This is a genomic window from Streptomyces sp. NPDC002324, assembly GCF_053593335.1.
The window spans coordinates 213,580-232,332 of record NZ_JBSFCF010000010.1 but is presented as its reverse complement, the minus strand read 5'-3'; the positions used below and the strand labels follow the sequence as shown (position 1 = coordinate 232,332).

The window sequence follows — 18,753 nt, the reverse complement described above, 5'->3', positions numbered from 1 at the left end:
CGGCCTCACGGAGAGAGATGTGCGGACGACAGAACGTGCGCAAGTCCGTGTTGACGAAGGTAGGTTCGGGTGCGAGCGTGGTCAATCAGTGCACGTCACACGCATCTTCGTGGTGCGGTGGAGCCGCTTTCGATCGTGAGGGGTTGCCTTCGCCCATGACTTCGTCGCAGCGCCCGCGCCTCCTCGTCCTCGACACCGAACCGCGTCCCCGGCTCGGGCGGCTCACCGGGCGGGCCACCGTCGAGTACACCGACGCCTCGACGCTGGCCGAGCGGCTGCCGTACGCCGATGTGCTGCTGGTGTGGGACTTCGCGTCCCTCGCGGTGCGGGACGCCTGGCCGAGCGGTGGGCCCCGGCCCCGCTGGGTTCACACGGCGAGCGCGGGCGTCGACCATCTGCTGGGCCCCGCGCTCGTCGCCGACGAGGAGACGGTGGTGACGAACGCGCGCGGGATCTTCGAGGCACCGATCGCCGAGTACGTCGCCGCGCTCGTCCTCGCCATGGCCAAGGATCTGCCGCGCAGCTGGGAGTTGCAGGGGCGGCGGGAGTGGCGGCACCGGGAGGCCCTGCGGGTGGCCGGCGGCCGGGCCTGTGTGGTGGGGTCCGGGCCGATCGGGCGGGCGATCGCGCGGTACCTCAAGGCCCTCGGCCTCCACACGGCCGTGGTGGGCCGGGCCGCGCGAACGGGAGTGCACGGGCCGGAGGAGTTGGACCGGCTGCTGGCCCGCGCCGACTGGGTGATCGCGGCCGCGCCGCTGACGGAGGCGACGCACGGCATGTTCGACGCCCGGCGGTTCGGGGTCATGCAGCCGTCCGCGCGGTTCGTCAACGTGGGGCGTGGGCAGCTCGTGGTGGAGGACGCGCTCGCCGAGGCGCTGCGCAAGCGGTGGATCGCGGGGGCGGCGCTGGACGTCTTCGAGCGGGAGCCGCTGGGACCGGACGATCCGCTGTGGGAGGTGCCGGGGCTGATCGTCTCTCCCCACATGAGCGGGGACACGGTGGGGTGGCGGGACGAACTCGGCGCCCAGTTCGTGGAGTTGTTCGAGCTGTGGGAGGCGGGCAAACCGCTGCCCAACGTGGTCGACAAGCAGCGCGGGTACGTGCCCGGGCACTGAACTCCCCTGGGAGGGGCCGGATGTCGGAGCTCACGGAACTGTCCGCCGTACGACTGGTCGAGGGGTACCGCAAGGGCGAGTTCAGTCCCGTGGAGGTGGCGCGGGCGGCGCTGGAGCGGGCCGAGCGGGTGCAGCCGGAGGTGAACGCCTTCGTGCGGATCGACACCGGGTCCGCCCTCGCGCAGGCGCGGCAGTCGGAGGAGCGCTGGCGGCGCGGGGAGCCGGCCGGGTCGGTGGACGGGGTGCCCGTCACGGTGAAGGACATCCTGCTGGTGCGGGGCGGGCCGACGCTGCGGGGCTCCAGAACGGTCTCGGTGGAGGGGAGTTGGGACGAGGACGCGCCCTCCGTGGCCCGGCTGCGGGAACAGGGGGCGGTCTTCCTGGGCAAGACCACGACGCCCGAGTTCGGCTGGAAGGGCGTCACCGACTCACCCCTCAGTGGCGTGACACGCAATCCGTACGACCTCTCGCGTACGGCGGGGGGCTCCAGCGGGGGCGCCGCGGCGGCCGTCGCGCTCGGGGCCGGGCCGCTGGCGCTGGGCACGGACGGGGGCGGCAGTGTGCGTATCCCGGCCGCGTTCTGCGGGGTGTTCGGGCTGAAGCCGACGTACGGGCGGGTGCCGCTGTATCCCGCGAGCGCGTTCGGCACGCTGTCCCATGTGGGGCCGCTGACCCGGGACGCGGCCGACGCCGCGCTGATGCTGGACGTCGTCGCCGGGCCCGACGCGCGGGACTGGTCCGGGCTCGGACCGCCCTCCGGTTCCTTCGTGGACGCGCTCGACGGTGGGGTGCGGGGGCTGCGGGTGGCGTACTCGGCGTCGCTGGGCGGGCAGGTCGCGGTGCAGCCTGCCGTCGCCCGCGCGGTGCGGCGGGCCGTGGAGGGGCTCGCCGGGCTGGGGGCGTACGTCAGCGAGGCCGATCCCGACTTCTCCGATCCGGTCGGGGCGTTCCACACCCTGTGGTTCAGCGGGGCGGCGCGGGTGACGCAGCGGATGGGCGCGGAGCAGCGGGCGTTGCTGGATCCCGGGTTGCGGGAGATCCGGGACGTGGGTGCTCGGTTGTCCGCGCTGGAGTATCTGGCCGCGGTGGACGTGCGGATGGATCTCGGGCGGCGGATGGGGGCGTTCCATGAGCGGTACGACGTGCTGGTCACACCGACGTTGCCGGTGACCGCGTTCGAGGCGGGGGTGGAGGTGCCGCGGGGCTCCGGGGGGCGCCGGTGGACCGCCTGGACGCCGTTCACATACCCGTTCAACCTGACGCAGCAGCCGGCCGCGAGTGTGCCGGTGGCGGTGGAGGGGGGTGGACTGCCGGTGGGGCTGCAGGTGGTGGCGGCTCGACATCGGGACGATCTGGTGCTGCGGGTGGGGCACGCGTTGTACGAGGCGGGGGTCGCGGGGGTGGCTGCGCCGCGGCTCTAGGGGGTGCGTTGTCGGGTGCGGGCCCGGTGGGGCTGATCGCGCAGTTCCCCGCGCCCCTCAGGACACAGGCCCTGCGGGCCTGAAGGCCGACGGTCCGGCGGGTCTGAACGCCAAAGGTCCGGCGGGTCCGAACGCCAACGGTGCGCGCCCCTGAAAAGCACGGGGCGCAGCCCCTGCCTTTCAGGGGCGCGGGGACCCGCGCGAGACGCCCCACCGGGCCCGCACCCGCCGAAGGAGCCCGCACCGCCGAGCCGCTAGGAGGCGCGCCTGAACGACAGGGTCTCCCCCGCCGCCCCCGTCCGCCACAGGTCGTTGCACGCCCGCGCCATCTCCTCCAGGCCCGACACCACCTGGCCCCAGACGATGCCGGGCACCCACCCCACGTCCCCGTTCAGCAGCAGGTTGTTGCGTTCGTAGAAGAGGGCCAGGTCGACGAGGGTCGCGTCGGGGCGGACGTCGCGGTCGTAGCCGTAGGCGCCGGTGGCCAGTTCCGTGCCGGCGAAGGAGAAGTAGCAGAGGTCGCCCGGGATGGGCGTGACCGTGGGGTTCTCCAGCGGCGGCTCGCGGTCGGCGAAGGGCGGGAAGAGGGCGTAGATCTCGTTGCGGGCGTACTTGGCGTGGTAGACGTCGCCGGTCAGGGGCAGCGCGTCCCACACCGCGGCACAGGTGATCGGCGCGCGGTCGTCGAGCAGCAGGGCCGTGCAGCGGACCCCGCGCCGGTCGAGCGCGATCTCGATGTGCCGTTCCGCCGGTCCCGCCACCGCCGCCTCCTCGCGTCGACACACCCGCCCCGCGCCTGCCCGGTATCCCGGGCTTCAACCCGCGCGTGAAGGACCGGAAAAGACCTGGCATACCCCCTGCCGCCTCGGGTAGCCGCGCGGCCATGGCTCGATTGCACACACACGACAGGAAAAGCCGACATCCCAGCAGACCCGGCATCCCCCGCCGCACCCTGCTCACCGGCACCGCCGCCCTGGTCGGCACGGGCGCGGTGGTGGGCGCGAGCAGTGGATGCAGCCGGGTGGCCACCGCGGACACCGGCGACGGCGGGCAGCTCCTGCAGCAGCTGCGCGCGAAGGGCACCGTACGGCTCGGCATCGCCGGTGAGCAGCCGTACGGCTACATAGGCAAGGACGGCCAGGTCACCGGCTCCGCGCCGGCCATCGCGACCCGGATCTTCCGCAGACTGGGCGTCGATCACGTCGAACCGTTCCCCACCGAGTTCGGTTCGCTGATCTTCGGGCTCAACTCGCTGCAGTACGACGTGGTCGCCGCCGGCATGTACATCAACCCGGAGCGCTGTGACCAGGTGCTCTTCGCGGACCCGGAGTACCAGATGAAGGACGCCTTCATCGTGCCCAAGGGGAACCCGAAGAAGCTGCGCACCTACGCCGACATCGCCCGCACCGGCGCCCGGATGGCGACCGGCATCGGCTACGCGGAGATCGACTACGCCAAAGAGGCCGGGGTGAAGCACATCGACACCCTGCCGGACCAGCTGGCCGGTCTCCTCGCCGTCGAACAGGGGCGCGTCGACGTGTTCGCGGGCACCGCCGTCACCGTGCGGAACGTGGTCGAGCAGACCGGGAGCACGAAGGCGGAGGCGACCGACGAGGTCACCCCGCTCGTGGACGGCAAGCCGGTCATCGACGTCGGCGGCTTCGCGTTCCGCATGCCCGAACGGAATCTGCGGGACGCCTTCAACCGCGAGCTGCACAAGATGAAGCGGAGCGGGGAGCTGCTGGAGGTCATGCGGCCCTTCGGATTCACGAAGGACCAGATGACCGACATCAGGGCAGAGGAGAAGTGCCGCTCATGAGCGCCTTGAACGACACGGCGCACATGAGCGCCGCCCACGAGGTGACCACCGCCGGGCCTGCCCATGAAGTGACCACCGCCGGGCTCCTCGACGACTTCGCCTTCAGCTCGGGTCTGTGGGAGCTGCTGCTGCGCGGTGTGTGGATCACCGTCCAGCTGACCGTGTACGGCGCGGCCCTCGGCGCCGCCGTCGCCTTCGCCGTGGGCCTCGCCCGGCAGCACCGGCTGTGGGCCGTGCGGTTCGTGGCGGGCGCGTACTTCGAGATCTTCCGCGGCACCTCCGCCCTGGTCCTGATGATCTGGGTGTTCTTCGTGGTGCCGCTGACCCTCGGCTGGCAGCTCGTCCCGATGTGGGCCGCCGTGCTCACCCTGGGCTGCACCTACGGCGCGTACGGCTCGGAGATCGTGCGGGGCGCGGTGGCCGCGGTGCCGGCGGCGCAGCGCGAGGCGGGGGTGGCGCTGAGCTTCACGCCCGCCCAGCGGATGCGCAAGATCGTGCTGCCGCAGGCCTGGCCGGAGATGGTGCCGCCGTTCTGCAACCTGCTCATCGAGCTGCTGAAGGGCACCGCCCTGGTGTCCGTGCTCGGCGTCGCCGACACGACCTTCGCCGCGCAGCTGGTGCGCAACGCCACCGGACAGAGCGCGCCGGTCTACACGGTGATCCTCGTCATGTACTTCCTCCTCGCCTTCGCCATCACCCGGGTGATGCGGCAGGTCGAGCGGCGGGCCAAGGCCGGCGTCGGCCGGGCCCCCGCCAAGGGCGTCCCCGGGCCGCGCGCGGCCGTCACCGGACGCCCGCAGGACCTGGCCGGAGCGGGCGCCGCGGCCGGTGGTGCCGAAGCCGGTGCCGCAGCCGGTGGTGCCGGAGCGGCCTCGAAGACGTCGGCTCCCGGAGGTGCCTCATGACATGGAACTGGTCCACGCTGGGCGACTTCATGCCGGCCTTCCGCGACGGCGTACTGGTCACCCTGCAAGCCCTGCTGTGGGGTGCGCTGCTCGCCTTCTCCCTCGGCCTGGTCTGGGCCCTCGCCCAGCGCTCGTCGCTGAAGGCGGTGCGCTGGCCGGTCAAGGCGGTCACGGAGTTCATCCGCAACACCCCGCTGCTGGTGCAGCTGTTCTTCCTCTTCTACGTGCTGCCCGAGTGGGGCCTGACCCTGTCCGCGCTGGCCACCGGCGTGCTCGGTCTCGGGCTGCACTACTCGACGTACACCGCCGAGGTGTACCGCGCCGGAATCGACGGTGTGCCCGCCGGCCAGTGGGAGGCGGCGACCGCGCTCAGCCTGCCGCGCTCGCGCACCTGGACCGCGGTGATCCTGCCGCAGGCGCTGCGCCGGGTCGTGCCCGCCCTCGGCAACTACGTCATCGCGATGCTGAAGGACTCGCCGATGCTCATGACCATCGGCGTGCTGGAGATGCTCGGCGAGGCCCGCCAGTTCGGCTCCCGGACCTTCCAGATGAACGAGGCCATCGTGACCGTCGGCATCGCCTTCATCGTCATCGCCTACCCCGCCTCCCTCCTCCTGCGAGCCCTGGAGCGTCGTCTTGTCCGCTGACACCCCGCTGATGAACGAACCCGATTCCTCCGACGAGCGCGTGGCGGACACGAAGGAACTGATCCGCTTCGAGAACGTGACCAAACGATTCGGCAGCAACACCGTCCTCGACCGGCTGGACTTCTCGGTCGACGCCGGCAAGCACGTCACGCTGATCGGCCCGTCCGGCTCCGGCAAGACGACGATCCTGCGGCTGCTGATGACCCTCACCAAGCCCGACGAGGGGAGGATCACCGTCGGCGGGCAGCAGCTGTACCCGGCGAGCGACAAGCAGTGCCGCGAGGTCCGCAAGAACATCGGAATGGTGTTCCAGCAGTTCAACCTCTTCCCCAACATGAAGGTGCTGCGCAACATCACCGAGGCGCCCGTCAACGTCCTCGGGCTGTCCAAGGACGAGGCCGAGGCGCGCGCCCGTGAGCTGCTCGACATGGTGGGGCTCGCCGACAAGTGCGACTCCTACCCGAGCCAGCTCTCCGGCGGACAGCAGCAGCGCGTGGCCATCGCACGGGCGCTGGCGATGCGCCCGCAGGTGCTGCTCCTCGACGAGGTGACCTCCGCGCTCGACCCCGAGCTGGTCGCGGGCGTCCTCGACCTGCTCAGGGACATCGCGCGCACCACGGACATCACGATGCTCTGCGTGACCCACGAGATGAACTTCGCCCGGGACATCTCGGATCAAGTTCTGATGTTCGATTCCGGCCAGGTGATCGAATCGGGCAGTCCCGAGAAGATCTTCGGCGATCCGTCACACGAACGTACGCGCGAATTCCTCGGTGCGGTCATCTGACTACACCGAGTGAACGGGCGAACGCGTGGGAACATGCGAGGTCCGTCCGCCGGGCCATGCCTTCGGCATATGCCAGAGTGCTGGTCCGGCAGTTGGGAGGCTCGGGGGCGGGCGGAAATTCTCGTGAACAACCCCTCCGCGTACGGCTCTTGGGCCGTATCGTGGGAACCGGCAAGCTGTCCGAAAAACGGCCCGAGAAGCGCAGGGGGAAACCGTGGCGCTCAAGCACGAGCCGACCGCGCCGTACCACTCGGCCCAGGACGCCCTGCGTGTCCTGGAGACGGTGGCGCGGCACGCAGGTGGCGTCACCGACGCCGAGATCGCCCGTCGCACCGGCGTCGACAGTGAGCGGCTGACCGCGCTCCTGCGGATGCTGCGGCGCGAGGGGTATGTGGAGCAGACCACCGACGGCGCCTACGTCAGCGGTGCCGCACTCGCCCGGCTGGGCTCCGCGGAGGGTCATGACCAGGCCCTGCGCGAGCAACTCCAGCACACCCTCGACCGGCTGCGCGACTCGGTGGGCGCCGCCGTCTACGTCACCCGCTATCTGGACGGGGAGATCCAGGTCACCGGCTGGGCCGACAGCGTGGACACGCCCGCGGTCCACGAGTGGGTCGACTTCCGCTCCTCCGCCCACGCCACCGCCTTCGGCAAGGGCCTGCTGGGCCAGCTCGACCTCAACGGCCGGCGCGACCATCTCTCGCGCCACCGCCCGGCCCGGCTCACCGCCCGCACGATCACCAACGAGAAGGTGCTGCTGAGCAAGCTCGACGCGCAGACCCCCACGGTCCCGGTCCTCGACCTCCAGGAGTACGCGCCGGGCACGGTCTGCGCGGCCGTCCCCATCACCGCGGGCTCCGCCGTCGGCTGTCTCGCGCTGTCCCTCCCGCTGGAGCACGCGCACCGGCTGCGCGCGGCGGCGAACACGTTGAACCGGGGGGCGGCGCCGGTGCTGCTGTCGTTGGCGATCTAGCGGGGCCGGGCGACTCGTCGGTGATCCGCCGTCCACCGGTCGCCCGCCGCCCGCCGGAGATCCAGCTCACGTTTAAGTGGTCGAAGGCACCCCCGCGGACCAGGTAGTATTTTCTCTGTCGCCGGCCGCGAAAGCGCGAAGGCGACAGAGTCTGCGCCGCTAGCTCAGTTGGTTAGAGCAGCTGACTCTTAATCAGCGGGTCCGGGGTTCGAGTCCCTGGCGGCGCACAGCAAGAAGGCCCCTCGCTCCGGCGAGGGGCCTTCCGCGTGTCTCCACCCCCGCGCGTCACGTCACCCCCGCAGATACGCCAGGACCGCCAGCACCCGGCGGTGTGTGTCCTCGGCCGGGGGCAGGTCCAGCTTTCCCAGGATGTTGCCGATGTGCTTGCCGACGGCCGCCTCGGTGACGACGAGTTCGCGGGCGATCGCCCCGTTCGACCTCCCCTCGGCGACCAGCGCGAGCACCTCCCGCTCGCGCGGGGTGAGCGCCGCCAGCGGATCACGCCGACGCCGCAGCAGCTGCCGTACGACCTCGGGGTCGACGACCGTCCCCCCGGCCGCGACCCGCTCCACCGCCTCCGCGAACTGTTCGACCTGGCCGATACGGTCCTTGAGGAGATAGCCGACGCCGGTGCCGTCCCCGGTGTCCAACAGCTCGGCCGCGTAGGCCCGTTGGACGTACTGGCTGAGGACGAGCACGGGCAGGGCGGGGTGCGCGGCGCGCAGTGCGAGTGCGGCGCGCAGCCCCTCGTCGGAGAGGCCGGGCGGCATCCGTACGTCGGTGACGACGAGGTCGGGAACGTACGACCGTACGGCCGTGATCAGCGACTCCGCGTCCCCGACCGCCGCGACGACCTCGTGCCCGAACCGGGTCAGGACACCCACGAGTCCTTCCCGCAGCAGCACGCTGTCCTCGGCGAGCACGATCTTCAGCGCTGCGGGCACGGGATCTCCAGGGACAGGACGGTCGGGCCGCCGGCCGGGCTGTGGACGGACAGTGTCCCATCGAGCACGGCGAGCCGGTCGGCGAGTCCGGTGAGGCCGGTCCCCCGTGCGGGGTCGGCACCGCCCGTCCCGTCGTCCTCCACCTCCACCCGCAGCAGCCCGCCCGCGTAACGTCCGACGATCCGGACCCGACAAGCCCCGCTGTGCCTGCCGATGTTGGCGAGGGCCTCCCGGACCGCGAAGTACGCGGCGGATTCGACGGATTCGGCGAACCGGGGAAGGTCGACGTCCAGTTCCACGGGTACGGCGGACCGGTCGGCGGCGTCGGCGAGGGCCTCCGGAAGGCCGTAGTCGGCGAGGACCTGGGGGTGGATGCCGTGGATCAACTCGCGTAGTTCGCCCAGGACCTGGTCGGCCTCCTGGTGGGCGGCGGCCAACCGGCCGGCCAGGTCCGGCGGGGCGTCGAGCCGGGCCAGGCCCAGGGTCATGCTCAGCGACACGAGCCGCTGCTGCGCCCCGTCGTGCAGATCGCGCTCGATCCTGCGCCGCTCGGCCTCGAAGGCCGCCACCAGCCGGGCCCGCGACCGCGTCACCTCGGCCAGCCGCCGTTCCGCCTCGGCCTCGCTCGGGCCGAGCAGCAGCCGGGCGAGCGCGGCACGGGCCCGCGCGTACTGGACGAGGGGCCACAGCAGGGCGAGGAGGAGGACGACGCCGGCGAGTGTGCACAGCAGGGCCTGGCCGTAGGAGTCGATCAGCCAGAGCTTGGCGATCCGGGCGTCACCGCCGGCACTGCTGGTCGTCGCCAGCTGCGCGGGCGCTCCGATCATCGCGCCCGGCACGGCCAGCGCGACGAACAGCACGACCACGTCCAACGGCCACAGCACGAACGCGAGCAGGGCGGTGTACGCCAGCTCCCGCCAGGTCGCCCGCTCGGCCAGCCGCAGCCGGGTCCAGGCGGCGAGACCGGGCTCGGCGGGGGTGGCGTGCGGGCCGGGCGGCGGGGTGCGCGTCAGGGCCAGTCGCCGCCGTTCGAGCGCGCCGACCGGGATGCCCGACAGGACGGCCACGGCGAGCAGCGGCAGTCCCACCAGGACCGGGGTCAGGGCGAGCCCGAGGACCCCGAGGACCAGCAGCACCACCAACAGCGGGACGCCGACGAGGACACCGCTCAGCAGGTAGGCCACCGCGCGCGGAAGCTCCCGCAGGACCGTTCGGATCATGGGATCACGGTAGGCGGGGGCGGCGGCCGGCGGCCATGGGCCCAGGTGGTGTCCGGAGGTATGCCCAGCCCTACCTCGTCAGCAACTCCTCCCGCCCCCGAGCCCGGTACTCCGTCACCAGCCGTGCCTGATCCACCGCCGAGAACTTCCGGTACGCCCACTTCCCCGGTGGGCGCCACCAGACCGGGTCCGGGCAGCGGAAGCCCTCGCGGCGCAGGGTGGCGCGCTGGATCTTGTTGGTGGCGGTGACGGGCATGGACGCGACGACGCGTACGAAGCGGGGGGTCATCTTGGTCCCCAGGTCGGGCTGGGACACCAGGAACTCGGCGAAGCCGTCGGGGTCGAATTCGCCCGCGATCGTCGCCATGACCTGGTCCCCGGCGACCGGGTCGGGGACGGCGTAGACGGCGACGGCCTCGGCGCCCTCGTAGCGGGCGAGGATGTTCTCGATGACGGCGGCGGCGAGGTTCTCGCTGTCGACGCGGAGGCGGTCGTCGGTGCGGCCGGCGAAGTAGAGGAAGCCGTCCGGGTCGCGGTAGAAGAGGTCGCCGGTCCAGTACCAGCCGTCGTGGCGTCGGGCGGCATCGGCCTCCGGGTTGCGCCAGTAGCCCTCGAAGGGGTTGGGGCCGCGATTGACCAACTCGCCTATCGACGCCGTGCCGTTGAGCAGGCGGCCGTCCTCGCCGAAGACGGCGGGCGGGCACTCCTTCCGGGTCTCCGGGTCGACCACCGCGAGGTCGTCGCCGGGTGCCGCCCGGCCGATCGCCCCCGGCGGCGCCCCGGGCGTCCGCTGGATCGCCGCCCCGCCCTCGGACGACCCGTACCCCTCCACGAGCCGGACCCCGAACCGCTTCTCGAACGCCGCCGCGTCCACGGCCCCCGCCTCCGTGCCGAAGCCCATGCGCAGGGGGTTGTCGCGGTCGTCGGGACGGGGTTCGGTGGCGAGGACGTACTGAACGGCCCGTCCGACGTAGGTGAAGTACGTGGCCCCGTACGCCCGTACGTCGTCCAGGAACCGGGAGGCGGAGAACCGGCGCCGTAGCGCGATCCCGGCGCCGGCGACCAGGGCGGGGGCCCAGTCGGCGATGACCGCGTTGCCGTGGAAGAGCGGCATGCAGATGTAGTGCACGTCGTCCCGCCGGACCCCGAAGCGGTCCACCAGGGCCCCGCCGGCCGCCGCGAGCCGGCCCTGAGAGCAGAGGGCGGCCTTGGGGGCGCCGGTGGAGCCGGAGGTGAAGTAGAGGAGGAGGCGGTCGGCGGAGGTGGCGCGGGTCGGGTCGGGGGTGGCGTCGGCGTACGGGGCGAGCAGGTCGGCGTAGGCCTGGGTGTCCGTCACCAACACGCGCACGCCGATGAGTTCGAGGTTCTCCAGCAGGGGCAGGTGGGCCCGTTCCGTGATGAGGAGCCGGCATTCGGTGTGCAGGATGTCGCGGGCCAGTTCGGGGCCCCGGCGGGTGGGATTGATACCGGCGACGGCGGCACCCGCGAGGGCCGCCGCACTCAGCCAGAGGGGGAATTCGGGGGTGTTGTCGAGGAGGACGCCGATGTGCGGTTCGGCGCCCGGTGGCAGGAGGTCGGCGAGCAGGGCCGCGCGGGCGGCGGCTCCGGCGGTGACCTCGTGGTGGGTCAGGACCTGTTCCTCGAACCACAGCCCGGGCCGGTGGTCGTCCCACCGGTCGGCGACGAGCTGTGCGACCGTGCGCCTCGTGGACTCCATGTCGGCGCACGGTAGTTGACCTACCGTCAGTTGAGGAGGGTCACGGTGTCGGGAACGCGGCGTCCGTGGAGAGCTGGTGGAAGGAGACCATGAGGAACACGCAGAACGCGAAGGCCACCCCGAGGAACGCGAGGATGCCGAGTCCGGCCGCGGCCTGCTTGACCCGCTCGCCGGGTGCGTGGGCGGTGGCGACCACGTCCGGGCCGTCGGTGTAGTACACGGTCACGAAGTCGCCCTCGACCGTCGTCATCGGCCCGTCCTCCTCCTCGAAGCGGACGGCGCGGCCGTCCCGGGCCGTGAACTCGTACACGTGGTGGACCGTCGTGCGCACGCTGCTGCGCTCGCCCATGTTCCTGCTGACGGTGGTGAATGTCCGCAGGCAGCGCGCCTCGGCCGTCAGTCCGCTGTTCCAGGCGCTTCTGACGCGCAGCCAACGGCTCAGGACGCGGTACGCCATGAAGCCGATGACGGTCATCATGACCACGGGAATGAGGTAGAAGAAGACATCCATGGCGGTTCCCCCGAGTTCGGCGGCCACCCTGGTAGGCGGCGTGTGGGGAACCTACCCGGGTGGGGGCCCCGCGCAGCTCAAGCGATGCTCAGAACTCGCGGGGCCGGGGGTGCCGAGGCTCAGAAGGTGACGTCCGAGCAGGCGTAGAACGCGTTGGTGGTGTCCGCGATCGTCCAGACCGCGAGGATGACGTGGTGGCCGCTCAGCCCGGACGGCAGACGGCCGGTGTGGGAGAGCGTGGACGGGGGGCGCTGACCATTGTAGGGGACGGTGAAGAACGGGGTCAGGTTGAGGTCGGAGCGGGCCAGGGCGTGGTTCTGGTTCCAGCCCGCCCTGGTGACGTAGTACTTGAAGTCGGTGGTGGCGTGCATGGCGGTGAACTGCCACCGGAACGTGTAGTTCTGACCGCCCGTCACCCTGGTGGTGGGCCAGGCGCCGCCGCCCGGCCTGGTGGACGCGTTGAGCTGGTTGAACCTGTTGTTGCCACCGGAGCACAGCTGGCCGTCAGCCGGCCCTGAGCCCGGGAAGCCCTTCGGTCCCTCGACGCTCTGCGGTTCCCACTGGATGTCGCCGCAGTTCGTCACGGTGCCGTTCTGGCAGAGCTTCTGCCGGCTGACGGGGAGGTCGGTGTAGCCGTGGCCGGTGGCGCCACCACTGGAGAGCACGAACGCTCCGGTGGTGGCCAGGCCGACCGCGGCCGCGTACCACTTGGTCCTGTTACGCGCGTGATGGCGCATGCTGCCGCTCCCTGGAGTACGTGGGGAAGTTTCCAGGTCTAGACCAAGTCCCAGATTATGGGCGACCGTTGACCGTGTCCATATCAAAAGCACGGCCATGTCGATTCAGCGGTGCGGGGCGATCTCAGCGGTTCACGGCGACTCCGGCAGTTCAGGGCGACACCTCGCGGCGCCCTGTGTAGAACGCCACCGTCAGGTCCTTCACCAGCGCCTTGCGCTCGTAGTCGTCCAGTTCGACCAGGCCGCGCAGGGTCAGCCGGGTCACCGTGTCCTCGACCGAGTCGACGACGGAGGTGAGGACGGTGTCGCGGTGCTGGGCGTCGAGCGCGGCGATCCGGCGGCGCTGCATCACGGCGGCCACCTCGGGCGCGTACTCGATCCGGGTCGGCTGGACCGAGAAGACCTCCACCCCGACCGGCGCCGCGTCCGCCGCCACCAGCCGCGTCAGCGCCTCGCCCACCGCCTCCGTGTTCCGCAGTGTCGCGTCCCGGACCAGCGCGCCCGGCGGCACGTCCGCCGGCAGTTGCGCCAGCACCCGGGAGACCGCCGCCTCCACGCACTCCCGCAGATACCGCTCGTGATCCTCGACCCCGAGCACCGCCCGCGCGGTGTCCCTGACCCGCCACGCCACCAGGACGACGACGCGCATCGCGACCCCGTTCGCGTCGACGGCCGCCATCGGCTCGCTGCGCCAGTGCCGCAGCCGTACGTCGACGCGGCGGCGCAGCACCAGCGGGTTCACCCAGAGCAGGCCGGTGCGGCGGACCGTTCCCCGGTACCGCCCGAAGAGACCGAGCACCCAGGCCCCTCCGGTCCGCCCCCGCGCCAGCCCGCCGAACCCGAACATCGTCAGGGCCCCGGCCCCGGCGTACGCGGCCCACTGCGCCGGCCCGAGTCCGGCACCCGCGGACGCCGTCGGTAGTCCGAGCCCCCGCGCCGCGAGCTCCGGCAGCACCCCGGCCCACCAGGAGGTGAGGACGCATCCGGCCACACCACAGGCCCCGCCCAGCACTCCCAGCACTCCGGGCACCACCCGTGCCGGCCGTTCGACCAGCTCGGGGTCGACCTCGACGGCGGGGCGCGGCTTGGCGGACGCGGGCCCCTGCCGCACCCGCGGCTGCTCGCCGGTCCCGCGCCGCCGGCCCACGACGGCGGGCGTGACCGGGACGGCGACCGGAACCGGGTCGTCCCGGAAGAGCAGGTGGACGGGGATCTCGGTGGTGGTCTCGTTCTGGATGAGCCGGGCGGGCCGCACGGGCCCCTCGGGCTCCGGTGTGGGTGAGGTGGTGGTACTCATATGTGCCTCCATGCCTCCGCGCAGGAAGAACCGTGCTGAGAGCTTTCGGTGGAGAGGGGGAAGAGCGTGGAAGGGGCCGGGGGTGGGAGACGGCGAGGGGTGGATCCGCGTTCCGGGGGAGCGGGTCCGGCCATCGGCCATCGGCCATCGGCCATCGGCCGTCAGGCGTCGGCACCGGCCATCGGCCATCAGCCGTGAGCCGTGAGCCGTCAGGAGAACAGCCGGCGCCAGGTCTCGGGGCCCGGATAGCCGTCCGCCGCGCCGCCACGCCATCCCTGGGCCCGCTGGAACGCCTCCACGTTCCGCCGGTCCGACTCGCCCCAACGCGACCCCGGGGCCGAGGTGTAGTACTTGCCGAATCCCTTCTTCACCAGCTGCTTCCCCAGCCGGGTGACATACGCGTTGTCCGCGCCCGGCCGGAACATGCCACGCCCCGGATAGCCGAGGACGCCGTGCGAGGCGGGCGGCACGGGGGCCCTGGGAGCCAGGGGGGTCCCGGGAGCCATGGGTTCCCCGGCGCTCCTCGGCGGGGCGGACTTTCCGGGGATCGCGGGCCGCTGCGGCGCGCCGGGCGGGGCGGGCCTTCCCGACGGCCGGTGCACCCCCGGCGGCTTGGGCGCCGCCGGTTTTCCGCCCGGGCCCGGGTTCCCGCCCGGGCCCGGGTTCCCTGCCGGCGGAATGTCGCGGCCCCGCCCGGTGACCAGATACGACCAGGTCAGCGGCCCCGGAATCCCGTCGGCGAAGTGGCCCGACCAGCCCTGCGCCCGCTGGAAGGCCCGGGTGGCCCTACGGTCGGCGTCCGACCAGATCGGCCCCGGCCCGCCGGTGTAGAAGCGGGCCCCGCCGCGCTGCACCAGCATCTGCCCCAGCCGGGCCACGTACGTGTTCCGCGCGCCGGGCCCGAAGGCCTCGGGGCCCGGAAAGCGGTCCCCGCCGGACGGCCCGGCGGCCCCCTTCGCGCCCGGCGTCCGGGGTGTCTTCGGCGGTTCGGCGGGCGTGCCGGTGCCCCCGGCGGTGTCCGTCCCGTCGTCCGGCCGATCGGCGCCGTCGTCCGTGATCAGCCCCTTGTAGCGGTACGGCACATAGCGGGCGGCGTTGTCCCAGTACCCGTACGGGGTGGCCTGTCTGCGGGCGTACGGGCGGGCCGACTCGTAGGCGATGTAGTGGGTCTCCGCGTCGTCCGTCCAGCCGCCGAAAATGACGACGTGCGAGCCCTTTTGAGGGTCCTTCGGATTATGGAAGAGCAGCATGTCGCCCGGCTCCAGCCGGTCCTTCGAAATGCGCTGCGCGAACTTGTCGAGGCTTCCCGTCCATTCGTTCCCGGGGAGGTTCCAGGCCATCGAGACGAACCCCGAGCAGTCCTGCCGGTAACCGTCGGACCAGTACTCGCGCATGCTGTACGGCACCTCGGCCTCGATCCAGCTCTTGGCCCTCCTGATGATTTCGGCGCGGGTGGTGGGCGGCATGGTCACCTCCCTCGGCGGCTTCTCCCCGTCCGCCGGACGACCGCGGGGGCCGTGCAGCGGAGCCTTCTTGCCCTGCGGGGTGTCAGGGCCCTCACCTGCGGGAACAGCGCCGGGGCGAGCCGGGGCATGGGCCGCCGCGACGGCCGGCACGACATGCCCCGCGCCGAGTGCGGCGCCGGCGGCGGTGGCCACGACGAGGGCGTTCCTGACAGTTCTGGCCGCCGGGTGACTCGCATGGGCGTACTGGGCCGAGTAGGGCATGACCCGTCGCCAGTGGACACAGCCGGGGCATTCGCAATCGATCCCCGGATCGATCTCCTCGAATACCGGAGTCCCCATACGATTCCCCTCGCGAACCGACCGAAGAATTCCACGCTTCTGCACGCACGTCAGTTTCTCAACTGTCCTCCGGTGTCGCATGCTGACGGTCCAAATGATGTACACGACCGGGGGCGGCCGTGTCCCGGTCGGCGCGGGTCCGCGACGAGGTCGCGGTGCCGCTCGGTGCCCCTCGGCATCGCTCGGTGCGTCGGCCGGCGACCTCGGCGGGGCTGGTCCGGGGCTCCGACGGGCCCCGGCTGTCGCCTGTGGTTCACCGCCAGGATGAAGAAACCTTTCAGCAACTCACTATGACCGAATGGCCCAGTAATTACGGGTTACCGGACAGTCCGGTAATTACTCGAAGGTGACTGCCGGGTAGCCTTTCGTTCATTCAGTCCATTGGTGACCGACCTTGACGCTCCGAGTCCGCCGGCCGCATCGGCGACCGAGGAGCACCGAGAGGGAGGCTGCGATCGTGCACTCGAATCGCCGGCATCAAGTTACCGTTCGGTTCGATCGAGACGCGGTCCCGGTGGTGTTTCGTTCTTTTCGTTCCTCGCCCAGCGCTTGACGCCAGAGACCGCTTGCTACAAGATCGCGATCGCAGAGCCGTCAACTCCCTTTGCCTACATAGCCTTTGCGCTTGCGGCACCCCTACCCGACCCCCACACCCGTGCACGCAAGACCTCACTCACCTTCCCGTGCACTTTTTCGCGCTCCGGTTTCATCATTCGCGAAAAGAGAGAATGCCGTTTCAGCCTGCCCGAAAAATGCATTCCCTGTACACTCACTGAAACCCATTCAAAACTGTCCGACAGTGTTGACTGCATAAGTTGATGAGTGCCATATTCATCACGTCAGAAGGCATCACCCCTCGAATGCAGAGGTTCCTTCCGCACTGGAACGCATTCGGAGCGATGAGGCCCCGGTAGTGCCATCATGTCCACGTGATTCCTGTCATGCAGACTCGCACCCATCTGCATGCGTCAGTTTTTCCGTGGAGAGAGGACGAGAATGAACAAGAAGCTGTGGACCCGTCCACTGGCTACGGCTCCGTTCCTAGCCGCCGTGATTCTTTTCTCGGCGGACCCCGCCCACGCGGTGGGAGGTTGCCTCCGAGACTCGGACACGGACCAGGTAAAAATCGCTCCGAAAGCTTCTTCATTCAAGGAACAAGCCAGGGCCGTGGCGCGGCAGCAAGACCGGAACAGCTGGCAAGACGTGGTCTGGAGGGGGACTGAAAAGAAGTGCGCATCCAACTCTCCAGCCAACTGCAATTACTCTTGGAGCGTCAACAAGACCACAAACTTCGGTTGGGCTGTAGGTGGTCAGGTCAGCCTCGGTAACGCTAGTTCGCCGAGCAAGAAATGGTACAACTTCGTTTTGTCCCTCATCCCCTCGATCCAAAAGTCGTCCACGATCAGCACCACGGAGACATTCGAGCAGCCGGTCCCCCCTGGGGGCTTTGGTCAGCCGTGGCAGGTGGTCCAGCGCCGATGGAAGAGCGGCGACTACGTGGGCGGATGGGTCAGCCAGAACAGGGCATGCACCTTTGGCCTCAACCAGGCCGGTCACGTATACACCTGGGACCCGAACGTGAGATGGGGCTACTGGCAGGCCAACATCCGGGAGCGAGAGTATGACGGGATCGCGGTGAACGGTAAGCTCTGACCTCATATCCGCGCCATGCTCGTCACCCGTAAGCCGGGGTGACGAGCATGGCGCGGATCACTGACTTCGGCTCAGAGGCCGTTGCGGACCACGTTTCGTCCGGAGCGCCGTGCCGGGCCGTCTTGGAGGGGAAGTCCCGGTTCGGGCGGGGGCGGACGCAGTGCGGGCACGGTCTCAGTGATCATGCGAGTGCCGAAGTCCCATGTACACCTGGCGAGTCCGCGCCTGCTCCTGCCTCTTCTCCCATGCCCACCGCGGCCGCCCAACTGGGCCGGGCTGCCGCGCCGGTCCCGCTGGCGGACGCGGTCACACTGTCCGGCTTCCTGGACCTGGTGCCCGACCCGCGAGGCATCCGTGGCCGTCGCTACCGGTTGTCCGCCCTGGTCGCCGCAGCCGCCGCGAGTGTCCTGGCCGGTGTCCGCTCGCTCACCGCGATCACGGAATGGACCGGGCGAACGGCGCCTTCCGCACCGCCCGCGCCACCCCGGCCGGCCCCGGACTGCGGGCGTTCGCCGTTGACGGCGAAGCCCCGCGCGGCTCACGCACCCACGTCACCGGGCACATCACCCTGCTCACCGCGATGAACCACATCGGTCACGTCCTGGCCCAGCGCCAGGTCGCCGACAAGAGCAACGAGATCCCCTCCCCCGCCGGGAGCCGGGCGACCGGCCGTTTCCCGGCCGATGCGCCGGGCGCACGCGGTCAGGAGCACCCCCGCCCCTCCGCTAGACTTTTCCTCGCGCGCCGCTAGCTCAGTTGGTTAGAGCAGCTGACTCTTAATCAGCGGGTCCGGGGTTCGAGTCCCTGGCGGCGCACCACCCGGAGAGGCCCCTCGCGAGCAGGTGACGCGAGGGGCCTCTCCGCATGCACATCTCTCGCATCGCATGCACATCTCTCCGCATGCACATCCCTCCGGATAGGCGCCTATCCGCAGGCGCGCCCTCTCCGCTTGCGCCTCTCCGTACACGCCCCCACGGGTTCTCCGGCAATGCCCCCATGAGGGCGTTACGACCGGTAAGTACCGAAGACACGCCCGCACTAAAACACATGACGTAGGCGCTCAGGAACAAAAGATGCCGAGGGGGCATCAATGCAACCGGATGGCCGTCGTCCCGTGTCTCCATGGTGTAGATCACATGGTGACGATGACGCACTGATGGGTCCGTAACGGTCGAGGGGGACCGATTCGGATGAAAGACCGA

The 18,753-nt window shown here is 70.8% G+C and carries 17 protein-coding genes and 2 tRNA genes; 11 read left to right on the top strand and 8 right to left on the bottom strand.

Features of this window, described 5'->3' with window-relative positions; genetic code table 11:
• Positions 1-155 precede the first annotated feature (155 nt).
• The gene (locus tag ACWCRJ_RS16645; protein WP_450939951.1) at positions 156-1,115 is read left to right on the top strand and encodes a D-2-hydroxyacid dehydrogenase; all 960 of its coding nucleotides are present in this window, start codon (positions 156-158) and stop codon (positions 1,113-1,115) included.
• Between the two features lie 20 nt (positions 1,116-1,135).
• Positions 1,136-2,536, top strand: coding sequence for an amidase (locus ACWCRJ_RS16640; RefSeq protein ID WP_450939950.1), 1,401 nt, complete (start codon positions 1,136-1,138; stop codon positions 2,534-2,536).
• Positions 2,537-2,790: 254 nt separating this feature from the next.
• On the opposite strand, the gene ACWCRJ_RS16635 is transcribed toward ACWCRJ_RS16640, so the two are convergent.
• Positions 2,791-3,297: a DUF3830 family protein gene (locus tag ACWCRJ_RS16635; protein WP_450939949.1), complete on the bottom strand. Its 507-nt coding sequence runs from the start codon at positions 3,295-3,297 to the stop codon at positions 2,791-2,793.
• 122 nt (positions 3,298-3,419) lie between these two features.
• Between ACWCRJ_RS16635 and ehuB the strand changes: the two genes are divergently transcribed.
• From ehuB to ACWCRJ_RS16605, 6 genes are all read left to right on the top strand, one after another.
• The gene (gene ehuB / locus ACWCRJ_RS16630; RefSeq protein WP_450939948.1) at positions 3,420-4,355 is read left to right on the top strand and encodes an ectoine/hydroxyectoine ABC transporter substrate-binding protein EhuB; all 936 of its coding nucleotides are present in this window, start codon (positions 3,420-3,422) and stop codon (positions 4,353-4,355) included.
• Positions 4,352-5,260, top strand: a complete 909-nt coding sequence (gene ehuC, locus ACWCRJ_RS16625; RefSeq protein WP_450939947.1) for an ectoine/hydroxyectoine ABC transporter permease subunit EhuC — start codon at positions 4,352-4,354, stop codon at positions 5,258-5,260. The genes ehuB and ehuC overlap by 4 nt, the downstream gene beginning before the upstream one ends.
• On the top strand, positions 5,257-5,907 hold the full coding sequence (gene ehuD / locus ACWCRJ_RS16620) for an ectoine/hydroxyectoine ABC transporter permease subunit EhuD (RefSeq protein WP_334658450.1): 651 nt from the start codon (positions 5,257-5,259) through the stop codon (positions 5,905-5,907). The genes ehuC and ehuD overlap by 4 nt, the downstream gene beginning before the upstream one ends.
• Before the next feature lie 10 nt (positions 5,908-5,917).
• Positions 5,918-6,694, top strand: a complete 777-nt coding sequence (gene ehuA / locus ACWCRJ_RS16615) for an ectoine/hydroxyectoine ABC transporter ATP-binding protein EhuA (protein WP_450939946.1) — start codon at positions 5,918-5,920, stop codon at positions 6,692-6,694.
• A gap of 214 nt (positions 6,695-6,908) precedes the next feature.
• Positions 6,909-7,667 carry an IclR family transcriptional regulator gene (locus ACWCRJ_RS16610; protein ID WP_450939945.1) on the top strand — a complete coding sequence of 253 codons (759 nt, stop codon included), beginning with the start codon at positions 6,909-6,911 and terminating at the stop codon, positions 7,665-7,667.
• 153 nt (positions 7,668-7,820) lie between these two features.
• A tRNA-Lys gene (locus ACWCRJ_RS16605) sits at positions 7,821-7,894 on the top strand.
• Positions 7,895-7,957: 63 nt separating this feature from the next.
• On the opposite strand, the gene ACWCRJ_RS16600 is transcribed toward ACWCRJ_RS16605, so the two are convergent.
• From ACWCRJ_RS16600 to ACWCRJ_RS16570, 7 genes are all read right to left on the bottom strand, one after another.
• The gene (locus ACWCRJ_RS16600) at positions 7,958-8,611 is read right to left on the bottom strand and encodes a response regulator transcription factor (RefSeq protein WP_450939944.1); all 654 of its coding nucleotides are present in this window, start codon (positions 8,609-8,611) and stop codon (positions 7,958-7,960) included.
• Positions 8,596-9,831 (bottom strand): sensor histidine kinase, encoded by a 1,236-nt coding sequence (locus tag ACWCRJ_RS16595; RefSeq protein ID WP_450939943.1) that lies wholly within the window; start codon positions 9,829-9,831, stop codon positions 8,596-8,598. Before ACWCRJ_RS16595 ends, ACWCRJ_RS16600 begins: the two co-directional genes overlap by 16 nt.
• Positions 9,832-9,901: 70 nt before the next feature.
• Positions 9,902-11,548 (bottom strand): long-chain-fatty-acid--CoA ligase, encoded by a 1,647-nt coding sequence (locus tag ACWCRJ_RS16590; protein WP_450939942.1) that lies wholly within the window; start codon positions 11,546-11,548, stop codon positions 9,902-9,904.
• A gap of 40 nt (positions 11,549-11,588) precedes the next feature.
• The gene (locus ACWCRJ_RS16585; protein ID WP_450939941.1) at positions 11,589-12,059 is read right to left on the bottom strand and encodes a hypothetical protein; all 471 of its coding nucleotides are present in this window, start codon (positions 12,057-12,059) and stop codon (positions 11,589-11,591) included.
• A gap of 119 nt (positions 12,060-12,178) precedes the next feature.
• Positions 12,179-12,796 (bottom strand): lytic polysaccharide monooxygenase auxiliary activity family 9 protein, encoded by a 618-nt coding sequence (locus ACWCRJ_RS16580; protein ID WP_450939940.1) that lies wholly within the window; start codon positions 12,794-12,796, stop codon positions 12,179-12,181.
• A 151-nt stretch (positions 12,797-12,947) separates the two neighbouring features.
• Entirely contained in the window at positions 12,948-14,093 is a 1,146-nt protein-coding gene (locus ACWCRJ_RS16575; protein ID WP_450939939.1) for an SPFH domain-containing protein, read from the bottom strand.
• 209 nt (positions 14,094-14,302) lie between these two features.
• Complete coding sequence (locus ACWCRJ_RS16570; RefSeq protein WP_450939938.1) at positions 14,303-15,898, bottom strand: peptidoglycan-binding protein; 1,596 nt, start codon at positions 15,896-15,898, stop codon at positions 14,303-14,305.
• Between the two features lie 996 nt (positions 15,899-16,894).
• Here ACWCRJ_RS16570 and ACWCRJ_RS16565 point away from each other — a divergent pair.
• From ACWCRJ_RS16565 to ACWCRJ_RS16555, 3 genes are all read left to right on the top strand, one after another.
• Positions 16,895-17,551: a hypothetical protein gene (locus ACWCRJ_RS16565; protein WP_450939937.1), complete on the top strand. Its 657-nt coding sequence runs from the start codon at positions 16,895-16,897 to the stop codon at positions 17,549-17,551.
• Positions 17,552-17,993: 442 nt separating this feature from the next.
• Complete coding sequence (locus ACWCRJ_RS16560; protein ID WP_450939936.1) at positions 17,994-18,302, top strand: hypothetical protein; 309 nt, start codon at positions 17,994-17,996, stop codon at positions 18,300-18,302.
• Positions 18,293-18,369 (top strand) — tRNA-Lys (locus tag ACWCRJ_RS16555). The genes ACWCRJ_RS16560 and ACWCRJ_RS16555 overlap by 10 nt, the downstream gene beginning before the upstream one ends.
• The last annotated feature ends 384 nt before the right edge of the window (positions 18,370-18,753 follow it).

Excerpts from the sequence above, each read along its gene's own strand:
- ACWCRJ_RS16645 (WP_450939951.1), top strand. The coding sequence starts at position 156 with ATGACTTCGTCGCAGCGCCCGCGCCTCCTCGTCCTCGACACCGAACCG.
- ACWCRJ_RS16640 (WP_450939950.1), top strand. The coding sequence starts at position 1,136 with ATGTCGGAGCTCACGGAACTGTCCGCCGTACGACTGGTCGAGGGGTAC.
- ehuB (WP_450939948.1), top strand. The coding sequence starts at position 3,420 with ATGGCTCGATTGCACACACACGACAGGAAAAGCCGACATCCCAGCAGA.
- ehuC (WP_450939947.1), top strand. The coding sequence starts at position 4,352 with ATGAGCGCCTTGAACGACACGGCGCACATGAGCGCCGCCCACGAGGTG.
- ehuD (WP_334658450.1), top strand. The coding sequence starts at position 5,257 with ATGACATGGAACTGGTCCACGCTGGGCGACTTCATGCCGGCCTTCCGC.
- ehuA (WP_450939946.1), top strand. The coding sequence starts at position 5,918 with ATGAACGAACCCGATTCCTCCGACGAGCGCGTGGCGGACACGAAGGAA.
- ACWCRJ_RS16595 (WP_450939943.1), bottom strand. The coding sequence starts at position 9,831 with ATGATCCGAACGGTCCTGCGGGAGCTTCCGCGCGCGGTGGCCTACCTG.
- ACWCRJ_RS16590 (WP_450939942.1), bottom strand. The coding sequence starts at position 11,548 with ATGGAGTCCACGAGGCGCACGGTCGCACAGCTCGTCGCCGACCGGTGG.
- ACWCRJ_RS16585 (WP_450939941.1), bottom strand. The coding sequence starts at position 12,059 with ATGGATGTCTTCTTCTACCTCATTCCCGTGGTCATGATGACCGTCATC.
- ACWCRJ_RS16580 (WP_450939940.1), bottom strand. The coding sequence starts at position 12,796 with ATGCGCCATCACGCGCGTAACAGGACCAAGTGGTACGCGGCCGCGGTC.
- ACWCRJ_RS16575 (WP_450939939.1), bottom strand. The coding sequence starts at position 14,093 with ATGAGTACCACCACCTCACCCACACCGGAGCCCGAGGGGCCCGTGCGG.
- ACWCRJ_RS16570 (WP_450939938.1), bottom strand. The coding sequence starts at position 15,898 with ATGGGGACTCCGGTATTCGAGGAGATCGATCCGGGGATCGATTGCGAA.
- ACWCRJ_RS16565 (WP_450939937.1), top strand. The coding sequence starts at position 16,895 with ATGAACAAGAAGCTGTGGACCCGTCCACTGGCTACGGCTCCGTTCCTA.
- ACWCRJ_RS16560 (WP_450939936.1), top strand. The coding sequence starts at position 17,994 with ATGGACCGGGCGAACGGCGCCTTCCGCACCGCCCGCGCCACCCCGGCC.